General features: G+C 60.2%; 12 protein-coding genes. 5 read left to right on the top strand and 7 right to left on the bottom strand.

Annotated elements, in window-relative coordinates:
• Window positions 1-21: 21 nt before the first annotated feature.
• The 5 genes from J5M72_RS28230 to J5M72_RS28210 form a co-directional block, all read right to left on the bottom strand.
• The gene (locus J5M72_RS28230; protein ID WP_169432696.1) at window positions 22-525 is read right to left on the bottom strand and encodes a CS1 type fimbrial major subunit; all 504 of its coding nucleotides are present in this window, start codon (window positions 523-525) and stop codon (window positions 22-24) included.
• Window positions 526-582: 57 nt separating this feature from the next.
• Window positions 583-1,323 (bottom strand): molecular chaperone, encoded by a 741-nt coding sequence (locus tag J5M72_RS28225; protein ID WP_207868215.1) that lies wholly within the window; start codon window positions 1,321-1,323, stop codon window positions 583-585.
• 43 nt (window positions 1,324-1,366) lie between these two features.
• Window positions 1,367-2,590 carry a hypothetical protein gene (locus tag J5M72_RS28220; RefSeq protein WP_207868213.1) on the bottom strand — a complete coding sequence of 408 codons (1,224 nt, stop codon included), beginning with the start codon at window positions 2,588-2,590 and terminating at the stop codon, window positions 1,367-1,369.
• A gap of 3 nt (window positions 2,591-2,593) precedes the next feature.
• The gene (locus J5M72_RS28215; protein WP_207868211.1) at window positions 2,594-5,116 is read right to left on the bottom strand and encodes a CS1-pili formation C-terminal domain-containing protein; all 2,523 of its coding nucleotides are present in this window, start codon (window positions 5,114-5,116) and stop codon (window positions 2,594-2,596) included.
• Between the two features lie 82 nt (window positions 5,117-5,198).
• Complete coding sequence (locus J5M72_RS28210) at window positions 5,199-5,693, bottom strand: CS1 type fimbrial major subunit (RefSeq protein WP_169431753.1); 495 nt, start codon at window positions 5,691-5,693, stop codon at window positions 5,199-5,201.
• A 506-nt stretch (window positions 5,694-6,199) separates the two neighbouring features.
• On the opposite strand from J5M72_RS28210, the gene J5M72_RS28205 reads away from it, so the two are divergent.
• Both J5M72_RS28205 and J5M72_RS28200 read left to right on the top strand, forming a co-directional pair.
• The gene (locus J5M72_RS28205) at window positions 6,200-6,775 is read left to right on the top strand and encodes a PadR family transcriptional regulator (protein ID WP_169431754.1); all 576 of its coding nucleotides are present in this window, start codon (window positions 6,200-6,202) and stop codon (window positions 6,773-6,775) included.
• Window positions 6,772-7,557, top strand: a complete 786-nt coding sequence (locus tag J5M72_RS28200) for a siderophore-interacting protein (RefSeq protein ID WP_207868210.1) — start codon at window positions 6,772-6,774, stop codon at window positions 7,555-7,557. The genes J5M72_RS28205 and J5M72_RS28200 overlap by 4 nt, the downstream gene beginning before the upstream one ends.
• A gap of 15 nt (window positions 7,558-7,572) precedes the next feature.
• Here the strand turns inward: J5M72_RS28200 and J5M72_RS28195 are convergent, their stop codons facing one another.
• Window positions 7,573-8,211, bottom strand: coding sequence for a Pr6Pr family membrane protein (locus J5M72_RS28195; protein WP_169431756.1), 639 nt, complete (start codon window positions 8,209-8,211; stop codon window positions 7,573-7,575).
• Between the two features lies 1 nt (window position 8,212).
• Complete coding sequence (locus tag J5M72_RS28190; RefSeq protein ID WP_007956650.1) at window positions 8,213-8,443, bottom strand: VF530 family protein; 231 nt, start codon at window positions 8,441-8,443, stop codon at window positions 8,213-8,215.
• A gap of 300 nt (window positions 8,444-8,743) precedes the next feature.
• Here J5M72_RS28190 and J5M72_RS28185 point away from each other — a divergent pair, with 300 nt between their 5' ends.
• The 3 genes from J5M72_RS28185 to J5M72_RS28175 all read left to right on the top strand — a co-directional run bounded on the left by J5M72_RS28185 (window position 8,744) and on the right by J5M72_RS28175 (window position 13,434).
• Window positions 8,744-10,105: a carbohydrate porin gene (locus J5M72_RS28185; protein WP_207868208.1), complete on the top strand. Its 1,362-nt coding sequence runs from the start codon at window positions 8,744-8,746 to the stop codon at window positions 10,103-10,105.
• A 154-nt stretch (window positions 10,106-10,259) separates the two neighbouring features.
• Window positions 10,260-12,671 (top strand): glucose/quinate/shikimate family membrane-bound PQQ-dependent dehydrogenase, encoded by a 2,412-nt coding sequence (locus J5M72_RS28180; RefSeq protein ID WP_207868206.1) that lies wholly within the window; start codon window positions 10,260-10,262, stop codon window positions 12,669-12,671.
• A 394-nt stretch (window positions 12,672-13,065) separates the two neighbouring features.
• On the top strand, window positions 13,066-13,434 hold the full coding sequence (locus J5M72_RS28175) for a DUF6124 family protein (RefSeq protein WP_169431759.1): 369 nt from the start codon (window positions 13,066-13,068) through the stop codon (window positions 13,432-13,434).
• Window positions 13,435-13,610: the final 176 nt, after the last annotated feature.

Here is a 13,610-nt window from a genome sequence, read left to right as displayed (position 1 = left end):
TTCATGGGGGGTGGTCTTCGGTCAGCCCGCCGGAGCTGCCGCGTTGAAAATGATATTGACGGTGCCGTAGTAATCCCCCGGTTTATAGCCTCCTGCCTGCTCCCTCGGTTCGATCTCCAGCGGCACACGCACCCCGGCCCTCGCGTCTTCGGCCGACACCACTTGCAACGGAACGGGATTGTGGGTGAGCTCCCTGCCGTTGAAAGTCACACGCAAGTTGATGTTTTCCCGAGAGTCCCGGCCATTGGTCAGGTACGGAAAGCCTTCCAGGCGCGCTTCTATGGCACTGCTGTCGTGCTTCACATCAAAGTTGCGCCGCAGTGTGCCCAGCGTCGAGGTGTTCACATTCCAGTGCAGCCGCTGCTCGCGATGTATCCAGTCCGGCTCGCTGGGAATGACATAGAAATTCAACGCAGGAATGTCCACCGAAACGAAGAATTCGATTTCCTCGCGCGCGGCAAACGTCCAGGCGCTCGTCAACGCCAGCCCGCTGGCCGATGTCAGAGCGATCCACTGTCTGATCATTTTCCGATACCCGTTACTTGCATGAATGAACGCGTTCGCGCACGCCGGCGAGCGCTGTCACCCGGCGACCCGCAGGTTTTTCTTTGCGTCGCCTTCGACGAGGATGAAGCGGTAATCACGCCCCGGCCGCTTTTCGAATTCAAATGACTTACCGGCCATGACATGGTGTTTGGTGGTCGGCTCGCAATCGGTCTCGTCGGTTTTCGAACAACTCTTGAACTCGTCGATCACGACCACTGTGTTGCCGTTGTTACGCACTTTGTAAGTGCCGGCACGGTCTTCGATCACACTGTCGAATCGCGCGTCGGCCGGACGCACGAAGAAGATCGTGCCGAACCCCGCCATCACGTTTACGCCGGCGGTCAGGGTCTTTTTGTAATCTTCCCGTTCTTCATGAGAGACCGCGAACTCGTCCTCCTTTTCCGGCACTACCGGTATGAAGCGCACCCGGAAATAACGCTCCCTGTCGCGCTCGCCCATGAACAGCAACCGGGTGCCCTGCATGCCCTGGGCCGGGATGATCAAACGGGCGGGGCTGGCCATCAGGCCATCCCGGGCACTGGCATCGGCCTGCACCTTGACCGGCACTTCGGAAGACGTGCCATCGGCGTTGTAAATGATTTCCAGCACATTGATCTTGACGAACGCCGTGCTGTCACCGCTGTTGTATACCCGTTTCAGATAGGTACTTTTATCGCCGGCCAGATAGTCGTAGACCACTCCGATATTGATGTTCGGGCCGGCGTAGGCACTTTGGAAAAGCAGACCTGCCACCAGCAGAGCAAGGAATTGTTTCATCAGCAGAACCTCGACTTGAATACAGCGACTCGACTAAAAGCGATCAGATTTCCGAATCCCAGACCACCACGACAGTACCGAGGTACTGGTTGCCCCTGTTGGCCTTGACGATTCGTTCGGTGTTGCGTTTATCGATTTCAAAATGCAGTACGCCAGACTTGCGATCCACGTAGTTGCGGGGTTGAAAAGTGACAGTGCCCCAGGCCTTCGGCAGCAGTGCCTGTCGCCTGACCGGCCCTCCGCTGGCATCGGTCAATCCATCGGGCAGGCTTACGCTCACATTGAATGGCGTGCCGAAGTCGTTGCCTTCATTGACCAGAATGCAGGTCTCGAGTGATCCCTGACCGCACTCCAGGTACATCTTGAATCTGGAACTGGCGGATATGTGGAAGGTCTGGTCACTGAACAGCCGTTGCGGGACCTGCCCCGAATTCAACCAACGCTGCCACCCGCCTTCGGGCTGCAGCGTGATCCGGTTGCCACCCGGTGGCAGATCCACTTTCAGCGTGTGCTGCACATCCAGCACAAAATCCAGCGTCAGGCTGCCGTCATCCGCCCCCAGGAACGGTCCCATGGTGAAGTCGGCACTGCCCCGGCCGACACTGTAGGTCAGCGATCCGGTGTACAGCCCGGAAGACATGTTCAAGGGATTCGGCGTGCGTAACTCATAGGCAATATCGAGGTATTCGAACGACATGTGCCCGACATCGAATGCGGCCGTCTTGATGCACATTCCCGGCTGGGGGGTTTTCCAGAAAAACTGGTAGGTGGTAGGACTGAAAAAGCCAACGCCGCTGTACTCGCAAGGCGGCGGTGCGTATACCCAGGAGTTGCCGGTCCACAACTTTCGATGCCCCTCGAGCACATCGGACTGCCCCGTCAGTTCGGTGACCGGTTTGCTCAGTTGGAACCTGGACCCGATACCACTGATGCGCACTTCAACGACGCTCGATTCCTGAGTCTCATGATTGGTCACATTCAACTGACGCCACTCGGAGGGCGCTTTTACCCACACGCCGTTATTGGCAAACAACGGGCTGACGGTGCTGAAGCGAATCGGCACCTGAATACTGAACATGTTGTTATCCGCGCACTGAGCCGGATAGCTCGCGCAATAACCGCTGTTCGGCGTCTTGTTAATGAACACGTTTTTGTGGGGTTGCGACGAATCAGGCTGGAACAGTGCCCGGATTTCCTGACTCGCCGCCTGCACCCCCGACATGCCCAGCACCGCTGACAAGCCCAGCCAATATGCTGTTGTCTTCATGGTTCAGCCCGCCTTCTGATCAGTGAACGTGGCATCGGCGAGGGTGTCGGGGCTGCACCGCAGATCCCCGATCATCAGCACGTTGTTTTCCACCCGCCCCTGTTCAGGATCGAGGCGGAACTGGCACAGCAATTGATCGGCGTAGCGAACTTCGAGGGTCGGTGAACCTGCATTCATCTCCATGGAGAAGAATCCATCCACTTCGCTCACTCCACGGCTGGCGTGATTGATGACGTGGTGCCCCTTGAGCGGACGCCCGTGGGGATCGAGCAGGCGGCCCAGCACGGTCAGGGTTTTCATCACACGTATCTTCCTGTACTCCACGCCGCCCTTGTTCAGGTGATAACGGGTGCGCGTCGGTTCGATGGACGCTGCCGGCACATCGTTGCCTTCGAAGTCGAAGCTCACAGAGCTGTTCTTGTAAGCCGTGAGGGGAATAAAGTTGCGACCCGGCCGCAAGGCCGCACTGCCACCGCTCAGGTCATCGGCGCGCAGGGCGATGCCGTCGATATCGGACTCGACATCCACGATCATTCCCGCCCCCCTCCCCTGATGCTGGCTGGTCATCACGATCTGCTGTGCGCCGATCGCGACCGTGCTGTCGAGGTTCAGGCCGCCGGTGTAATTACCGTTATAGGACGAGCGCTGGAGGAAACCATCGCCATTGATCGTGTCGGTGCTGAAATACGCCTGACCGTTCAAGCCGACTCCGTAGGTGTCGGTGATCACGGTGCCCGCCACGCTTTGCAGTACGTGGTTTTCAAGGGTCTTGCGGTAACCGAGGGAGGCGTTGTTGTCGCGACTGCCATCGCGGGCCGTGCGCGTGCCGATGCTGCCGGAAACCTGCTGGCCAGGGCCGCCCAGCGCCACGTTGAGACTCAGGTCAACGCCCCGGTTGCGCGCATCGCCGCTGCTAAAACTGCCGGGGCGATCAAACACGGACAACCGCCAGTTCGAATCACTGCCGAACACGGTGGTGCGTTGGGTCCAGCCCAGGTCGACGCCGACGCCCTCGACATTGCCTTCACTGTGAGACACTCGGGCGTTGAGCGAGCTGTTGCGGCTGATACGGTGATTGAGCGCCAGCGAAGAGTTGCTGGTCTGCCCGACGAACACATTGCGCTGACGAATGCGCGTGCCATCCGGCAAGGTGTCGTAAAGATCGGTGGTGTCCAGCCAGCTGCGGTTGTGGCTGATCACCAGGCTGCCGGCGCCGTAGTTGTACAGGCCCTGCAGGTCGAGGCCGGTGCCATGGTCTTCGGTCTGGTAGAAGTTGGCGTACACACTGGTGCTGCTGGCCAGAGTCCAGTCGATAGAAGTGCCGTACTGCAGTTTTTCCCGAACCTGGCGCGCCGACATCCCGAGGATGACCCGTGGGTGCAGCAAGTAGTTGAGCGAAGCGCCGGCCGTGGCATCACCGCTGGCCTGCTTGTCCCAGTTGCTGAGCAACTTGGTCTCCTGACCGGCAAACAGGTTGTAGCGCCAGCGCTCATCGGGGTTGCGCCAGTTGTTCGGCTTGTAGACCAGCTCCTGGGTGGTCGAGGTGGTCTGGCCATCTTCGATCAGGCGCACCTCCACCTCATAAATGCCACCGGGCAATGGCCGGGTGTCCAGGGTCTGTAATCCGGCGGGCACCGACTGGGTATTGATCAGCAGTCCATCCCGGTAGATTTCCACCGATGCCTGACGGTTGGCGGTGACGTAGATCGGGTAGACGCTGGGATTCTGCAAGTCGATCGCCAGGCTGTCGGAACTGCCGTACATCACGCCCACGGTGGTATCGGGGCTGGTGCCGAAAGAACGCGGCTGACGGGTCAGGCCTTCCGAGGTGGGCGTGAAATAGCCCAGCCGCAGAAAACGGCCTTGCAGTTCGCGCTGTGTGTGCAGCTCGTAGACGGCGTGATAGAGCTGGTCGTCGGGGCCTCCGAGACGGGCCAGCTGCATGTTGAACGTCTGGCTCCAGTTGCCCAGGCTGCTGCTGGCTTCCAGACCGAACCGACCGCCCAGATCCTGCTCCTGGCCACCGTTCAGATTGAGTTGGTTGCGCACGATCAGACCGGTGCTGCCTCGTTCCGGCTGCTCGTGAAAACGCTTGGCCTCGGTATCGCGCTCGGCATTTTCAGTCAGGATGGAAACCAAAGAGTTTTCCAGGTTGTAATGCACCGCCAGCATTTGCTCGGGGCATTGACCGGTGCAGGATCCAAGCGCTACGCCGGGCTTGAGGTAGCTCGCCCATTTTTCCCGTTCGGCGGCGCCGAAACGGTTTTCGCTGGTATCGGTAAATTCAAGCAAGGTGAGGCGGTCATCGCGAGACAGCACGATCATCGCTTCACCCAGCGGCTGTTGGTCAAGCTCGACCCGGACGGCCAGAGGGACATCAAAAAAGTGCTCCTCGAAGTCTTTCGGCAAACCTTTGGCCTGCGCGAGCAAACTACGCGGTGTCGTACCGGCAAGTTCGGGGGCCGCTACTGCGCCAACACAAAACAACAACGCAAGCGCAGCCGCGATGGGGGTCATCGGGAACATGAACACGGACTCTGATTGCGAACGGAAAAAGTCCGGCTGACAGGCATTCGCCTCAGTCAGCCGGCTTTTGTTACTTCACGGGTTAGAGCGCGCCGCCGATCGGAGGAACCGCGTCGAACATCATGGTGACCGCGCCGGTGTAATCCCCCGGAGTGAAGTCGGTGCCGGAAGCGGTAATGCGCAACGGCGCACGATAGTTCACATCGGACTCGGCTTCGCCCACGACCATTTGCGGAGTCTGGGTCAGCACCTTGCCGTTGAATTCGACTTTCAGATCGATAGCGCTCGAACCGCCGATCAGTTTCGGCACACCTTCAAGGGAACCGTGAACCGAACCGTTGTTGTTACGCACATCGAAGAAGCCTTCCACCGGTTTCATGGTGCCGGTGATCGGGCTGAAGCTCATGTCCTGATCCTTGTTGACCAGATCAGCATCCGTCGGCACCACATAGAAACCATTGGTCGGCACATGTGCCACCAGGCTGATGGAGTGACGTGCTTCACCGGCGGCGAAGACCACGGAAGAGCTCAAAGCCAGAACAGCCAGCGGAGCAGCGAAAGCGATTTTCTTGAACATCGGTCATTACCTGTTTTCTTTTAAAGGATCGAAGCGTTGAACGTTCAAGTCATTCAAGCCAACAAGGGCTTTATTGACCCTGAGTTTCAACGCCGGGGCATGATCGACTGTTCACTCTGGAATGTAAGCAGGCAACTTCCCACAAGCTTGTAGTTAAAACAGCTCATAGCCAGAAAGAAAAAACGCAATATTTTCAACATTCAAAACAATAGCTGTAAGTTATACCCTACCTACAGTTTCAGACAAAAAACCATACAGCATTTTCAACTAACCAATGCGGGGATAATTGCACTTTCTAGAGCATCTACTCAATCACTTATAGAGTTTAAACTTTAACTTTTTAGTCATTGATACAAATATTTCGTGGTGTTTCCGAATGGGGGGGAAATGCGCCTCCAGGTCTGCTCGCCGCTCGTCAGGGCGGACGCGCGCTCGGTAAAAAACCGCTTGCCCACACCAAAAGATATATCTTAAGTTGTATCTAAATACGACGAGAGAAGACTGAAATGAGAGACCATCATTCCCCCCACCGCGACCACGGTGACAGCCGTGACGGCTTCGAAAAACGCCATGGCCGAGAGCGCGGCGGTCGCGGCCCGCGGGTATTCGCCCCCGGCGATCTGAAATTGCTGTTGCTGGCGCTGATCGCTGAACAGCCGTGCCACGGCTATGACCTGATCCGCCAGATCGAAACCATGTTCGACGGCGCCTACAGCCCCAGCCCCGGCGTGATCTACCCGACCCTGACGTTTCTCGAAGAGAGCGAAATGATCACCGGCGATGCCGAGGGCGGCAAAAAGCGCTACAGCGTCACCGAAGCCGGCCGCCAATCCCTCGGCGAGCAAGCTGTGGCGCTGGACGGCGTGCGCATGCGCATCGACGTCAGCAAGCGCTCATTGCGCGGCCACGACCGGCCGCCGGAAATCCATGAAGCGGTGCACAACCTGCGCCACGCCCTGCAAATGCACCACGGGCGCTGGAGCCCGGAAGAAATCCTGCGAGTGCGCGACCTGCTCAACGACACCGCCAAAGCCATCGTCGACGGCCCCGCCGTTCAATCTGCCCCGGAGAAAGCCGAATGACTGAAGTCCAGACCCAAGGCATCCACCGTGTGATGCATGAAATCAAACGCCGCCGACTCGAGGTTTTGCGAGTGGTCGACCTGACCCCGCGCATGCGCCGCATCACCCTCGGCGGGCCGGAACTGGCGGGCTTTATCAGCCTCGGTACCGACGATCACATCAAACTGCTGTTCCCGCAGAACGCCGAACAGGCCGCCGCGCTGGAAACCCTGGTGCTGGGTGCCGGCAAGAGCGACGTGCCGATGCCGCCGATGCGCGACTACACCCCGCGCCGCTATGACCTCGACAAGCTTGAGCTGGACATCGACTTCGTCCTGCACGGCGACGGCCCTGCCTCGACCTGGGCTGAACAGGCCAAGCCGGGGCAGTTCCTGCACATCGGCGGCCCGCGCGGCTCGATGATCGTGCCGGACATCTTCGACAGCTACCTGCTGATCGGCGACGAGACCGCCCTGCCCGCCATCGCCCGCCGCCTCGAAGGCCTGGCGGCCAATCGCAAGGCGCTGGTGGTGGTCGAAGTGGAAAACGGCAAGGAACAGCAAATCCTGGAAAGCGCGGCTCAGGTCAACGTGATCTGGGTCTTGCGCGAGGGGGGCAAAGACAATCTGCTGGCCACCGTCAAACAGTTGCAGGTGCCCAAGGGCAATCTGTATGCGTGGGTGGCGACGGAAACCAAAGTCTCGCGGCAGATCCGCCGGGTGCTGCTCGATGAGCACGGGCTGGATGAGCAGTTCGTCAAAGCCGTCGGTTACTGGCGTGCCGAAGGCTCCGAGCAAGAGTGACTAAGAGTGGCGGCGCTATTGGCGCCGCCCTTGCCAACGGTCGATCCCCATCACCAGCAACGCCACCAGCACAAACCCCGCCAGAATCCCCCCGGCATTGACGAATACCTGTGGATACCCCAGCAGCGCCACGTCAATGAACGGATAGGCGTAAGCCCCCAGCAGATGCCCGCGCAGCAGCGCGTAGGCGAAGTACACCAGCGGATAAATCAGCCACAGCGGCAGATGCTTCAGACGCAGTGTGCCCTTCGGCACGCACAGCCACCAATAGGCCAGGAACACCAGCGGCATCACGTCGTGGAGCAATTCGTCAGCGATAAACTGCCAGCCCTGCGGGTGCCACAGATGCCGCAGCAGAATGCTGTAGGCCAGGCCCACCACGGCAATGCTCACGGCAATCGCGCTGCTGACCCAGGGTTGCAGAAACCAGCGCCGTGCAGCGGATTCGCGATCGGTCACCGCGCAGGTCAGCACCACGGCCACCAACGTGTTGGTGATCACGGTGAAGTAACTGAAGAAACTCACCAGCCCGCCCAGCAGACTGGCGCCGACGCTCAGGCGTGCGAAGAAAATCAGGTACAGCTGAATCCCCAGCCCGGCCCAGCCCAATACCGCGGCCGAAGTGATCAGGCGTCGCCGCCATACGGCGTTCATCTCAGAGCGGACGCTTGGTGCGCATCAGCTTCACGTACAGGCGTTCGACCTTTTCCCGCGCCCATGGCGTCTTGCGCAAAAAGGTCAGGCTCGACTTGATGGTCGGATCGCTCTTGAAGCAACGAATGTCGATGCGCTCGGCCAGCCCCGACCATTCGTAATGGGTCACCAGTGCATTGAGGATCTGTTCGAGGGTCACGCCGTGCAGCGGATCGGGGTTGTGGTCGTTCATGCCGGGCCTTTGGGCGAAGTGAAAATGCAGAAGCCGCGCACCTTAGCCGAGGGCATGGGCGGGTGGAAGGCCTTGGGTTAAATGTAGGCCAACCGGAGAAGATCGCAGCCTGCGCCAACGCCCGCAATGCGCTGTATTGCCGCACTGTTACCGAATCCGAAAGGGTTCATGTCTGCAAAAGCACTTTGTGTTTTTGTAACGGGACATTATCCTGCCGCCCTTCTGCTGAACCGCTTCACTGCCTGCGTCAAATCGTAGCGGCCAGCTTATCCCCCAAAAAGATCAAGAAAGACCCTATTCATGCCCGATTTTCCGTTCTCCCGAGACAGCGCTATCTCCACGCTGCGCCTGCTCGGCGGCTGCACCGCTCTTGGCCTCGCCACCTGCACCCAGGCCGCCCCGGCCTTCGACAGTGAATCCCCGTGGATGCTCGGTGACTGGAACGGCACCCGCAGCGAACTCGCGGCAAAAGGTATCGACTTCAAGCTCGACTACACCGGCGAGATGGGCAGCAATCTGCACGGCGGCTACGATCACGACCGCACCGCGCGTTACAGCGATCAATGGGGCCTCGGCACGCATCTGGACCTGCAAAAACTGCTGGGCTGGAACGATGCCGAATTCCAGCTGACCGTGACCAAACGCAGTGGCAACAACATCAGCAACGACCGCATCAACGACCCGCGCGTCGGCGGTTTCACTTCCGCCCAAGAAGTCTGGGGTCGTGGCCAGACCACGCGCCTGACGCAGATGTGGTACCAGCAGAAATTCTTTGATCAGAAGCTCGACATCAAGGTCGGCCGCTTCGGCGAAGGCGAAGACTTCAACAGCTTCCCGTGCGACTTCCAGAACCTGGCGTTCTGCGGCTCGCAGGTCGGCAACTGGGTCGGCGGCATCTGGTACAACTGGCCGGTCAGCCAATGGGCCCTGCGCGTCAAATATCACCTGACGCCAGAGTTGTACGCGCAAATCGGCGCCTACGAGCAGAACCCGTCGAACCTTGACCGCGGCAACGGCTTCAAGCTCAGCGGCAGCGGCACCCAGGGCGCGATCCTGCCGATCGAACTGGTGTGGAAACCGAAGCTCAACGGCCTGCCGGGCGAATACCGCGCCGGTTACTACTACAGCAACGCCAAGGCCACCGACGCCTATAAAGACAGCAACGGCCAGCCGGCGGCCCTGAGCGGCGAGGCCTATCGCAGCGCTTCGAGCAAACACGGCGTGTGGCTCGGCGTGCAGCAGCAGATCACCAGCGTCGCCAGCGACAACTCCCGTGGTCTGAGCGTGTTCGCCAACGGCACGATGCACGACAAGAAGACCAACGCCATCGACAACTACGTCCAGGCCGGCGTGGTCTACAAAGGCCTGTTCGACGCCCGCGCAAAAGACGACATCGGTTTCGCCCTGGCCCGCGTCCACGTCAACCCGGCCTACCGCAAGAACGCCGAAGCGACCAACCAGGCCCGTGCCGTCTATGACTACGACGATCCGTCCTTCCTGCCACCGCAGGACACCGAATACAGCGCCGAACTCTATTACGGCGTGCACGTCACGAACTGGCTGACCGTGCGCCCGAACCTGCAATACATCCGCCATCCGGGCGGTGTAGACAAGGTCGATGACGCGCTGATCGGCGGGATCAAGATTCAGTCGTCGTTCTAATCCCATGCAGGATTGAGCCGCCTCCAGGCGACTCAGTCCTGCACAGGAACTTCGATAGCTACACAAGTTTTTATCTGAACCATGCCCGCGCCCAATCGTCATCTACAGTGACTACAAGCGCGGGACTACTTGAAACGTCACGGAGAACCACACTATGAGCACCGAAAGTGCTTCGAGTCGAGGCCGTCTGCTTCCGAGCCTGCTCGGCATTCTGCTTCTACTGATGGGCCTGGCCATGCTGGCCGGGGGAATCAAGCTGAGCACGCTCGGCGGCTCGCTGTACTACCTGCTGGCCGGTATCGGCATTACGCTGACCGGCATTCTGCTGCTGATGCGCCGTCGCGCGGCACTGGGCCTGTACGCCATCGTGCTGTTTGCCAGCACCGTCTGGGCGCTGTGGGAAGTCGGTCTGGACTGGTGGCAACTGGTGCCGCGTCTGGCGCTGTGGTTCGTCCTCGGCTTCGTGATGCTGCTGCCATGGTTCCGTCGTCCGCTGCTGCTCGCAGGCCCGGCGCCGATGGGCACCGGCGGCCTGACCGTGGCCGTGATTCTGGCCGGCGTCACCGCCCTGGCCAGCCTGTTCACCCACCCGGGCGAAACCTTTGGCGAACTGGGTCGCGACACCGCCGACACCACCAGCACCGCCCCGCAAATGCCGGACGGCGACTGGCAGGCCTATGGCCGCACCGAATTCGGTGACCGTTACTCGCCACTCAAGCAGATCACTCCGGCCAACGTCGGCAAGCTGCAAGAAGCCTGGCGCATCCAGACCGGCGATCTGCCGACTGCTGATGACCCGGTGGAGCTGACCAACGAAAACACCCCGCTCAAAGCCAACGGCATGCTCTACGCCTGCACCGCCCACAGCAAAGTGCTGGCGCTGGACCCGGACACCGGCAAGGAACTGTGGCGCTTCGACCCGCAGATCAAGAGCCCGGTCGGCTTCAAGGGCTTCGCCCACATGACCTGCCGTGGCGTGTCGTACTACGACGAAGCCGCTTACGCCAAGTCTGAAAACGCTGCGTCCGCCGTCATCTCCGAGGCCGGCAAAGCCGTCGCCCAGGCGTGCCCGCGTCGCCTGTACCTGCCAACCGCCGATGCTCGCCTGATCGCACTGAACGCCGACACCGGCAAAATCTGCGAAGGCTTCGGCAACAAAGGCGTGGTCGACCTGACTCAAGGCATCGGCCCGTTCACCCCGGGTGGCTACTACTCCACCTCGCCAGCCGCGATCACTCGCGATCTGGTGATCATGGGCGGTCACGTTACCGATAACGAATCGACCAACGAACCGTCCGGCGTGATCCGCGCCTACGACGTGCGCGACGGTCATCTGGTATGGAACTGGGACAGCAACAACCCGGACGCCACCGAACCCTTGGCTCCAGGCCAGACCTACAGCCGCAACTCGGCCAACATGTGGTCGCTGGCCAGCGTCGATGAAAAACTCGGCATGGTCTTCCTGCCACTGGGCAACCAGACACCGGACCAATGGGGCGCCGACCGCACTCCAGGCGCCGAGAAATTCAGCGCCGGCATCGTCGCGCTGGACCTGGCCACCGGTAAAGTGCGCTGGAACTACCAGTTCACCCACCACGACCTGTGGGACATGGACGTCGGCAGCCAGCCAACCCTGCTGGACATGAAAACCGCCGACGGCATCAAACCTGCGCTGATCGCCCCGACCAAACAGGGCAGCCTGTACGTCCTCGACCGTCGCGACGGCACGCCGATCATCCCGATCCGCGAGATCCCGGTTCCGCAAGGCGCCGTGAAAGGCGACCACACCGCACCGACCCAGGCCCGTTCGGACCTGAACCTGCTGGCCCCGGAACTGACCGAAAAAGCCATGTGGGGCGCCAGCCCGTTCGACCAGATGCTGTGCCGCATCCAGTTCAAGGAACTGCGCTACGAAGGCCAATACACGCCTCCGTCGGAACAGGGCAGCCTGATCTATCCGGGTAACGTCGGCGTGTTCAACTGGGGCGGCGTCTCGGTCGACCCGGTTCGCCAGATGCTGTTCACCAGCCCGAACTACATGGCCTTCGTCTCGAAAATGGTGCCTCGCGAAAAAGTCGCGGCCGGCAGCAAACGCGAGAGCGAAACCGCTGGCGTGCAACCGAACACCGGCGCGCCATACGCGGTGATCATGCACCCGTTCATGTCGCCACTGGGCGTACCGTGCCAGGCCCCGGCCTGGGGCTACGTCGCCGGTATCGACCTGACCACCGGCAAAGTCGTCTGGAAACGCAAAAACGGCACCAGCCGCGACAGCTCGCCAATCCCGATCGGCTTCACCCTGGGCGTGCCAAGCATGGGTGGCTCGATCGTGACTGCCGGCGGCGTCGGCTTCCTCAGCGGCACCCTGGACCAGTACCTGCGCGCCTACGACGTGAACACGGGTAAAGAGCTGTGGAAATCGCGTCTGCCTGCGGGTGGTCAAGCGACTCCGATGACCTACACCGGCAAGGACGGCAAGCAATACGTCCTGCTCGTGGTGGGTGGTCACGGCTCGCTGGGCACCAAGATGGGTGACTATGTGATTGCTTACAAACTGCCGGAATAAGTTGTAACGGCAGTAAGAAAAAAGGCGACGCCCTGTGAGGGGCGTCGCCTTTTTTGTGGGCTGCGTTTTCCTACACGGGATGTGTATGTCCTACAGACAGGGTATTTGCAGGGGATGTTTCTGACATGTCGCGTCGGTTGTCCCTAGGAAACGGGGTGGATAGGCTTTGGGGGTCGCTGCAAATTCAGCGATGGGGCGTCGCGGCCCAACTTCTGAGGCATAATTGCCGCCGCTTAATAGCAGCACCTCGAGTGCTTGTTTATGGTGGCTGTGCGCGGGATACCTTCGGGTATGCCGAATGCCTCAGGTCGGTCCGCGAACCCGCGTACAGCTGCCACCCCTCTTTTTGCGTCGCGGCAATTAGAGGAATGGTCCAATTCCTGAGGAGTAAAAAATGAAAAAACCAACACCCAATCCCCCCGAATCAAACGACGCATCGCCCTATGAATCGCCAGATTCCAAAAAACTCCACGACGCCGCCGAACGCGCGCTCGACCACTACCTGAAACCCAACGCCACCACCCTGCGCTTCCATAAACCCAGCACCATGTTCCAGGTCGCACCCGATCAGGACAGCGAAAGCCTGCTGGTCCACGCCTGCGAATCACTGGCACAGGCCAGCCTCATGACCAGTGACATCGCCTCACACATCGACCTCCCGCAGCGGCGGACAATCCTGGCCATTCAGCAAATCATCATGCTGGCCGAGCTGGCGGTGAATCGGGTGCTGGATAATGTCGAGGTCAGTCGATATCCGGCGTAAATGCTAATGAGATCTCTGCGGGAGTCAGGCTTGTGGTGAGTCAGTCAGGACGCTGCCCTCACCCTAGCCCTCTCCCGGAGGGAGAGGGAACTGACCGCGTTGTTTCGGAGAGGTACGCCGACGTGAGATACCGAGTCGAACTCAGGTTTTAGAGCCCCAATCGGCTCCCTCCTCGC

This window comes from Pseudomonas sp. 58(2021) (assembly GCF_017491585.1).
GTDB lineage: Bacteria > Pseudomonadota > Gammaproteobacteria > Pseudomonadales > Pseudomonadaceae > Aquipseudomonas > Aquipseudomonas fluorescens_BT.
The sequence above is the reverse complement of the archived record's forward strand: the minus strand, read 5'-3'. Positions and strand labels throughout refer to the sequence as shown.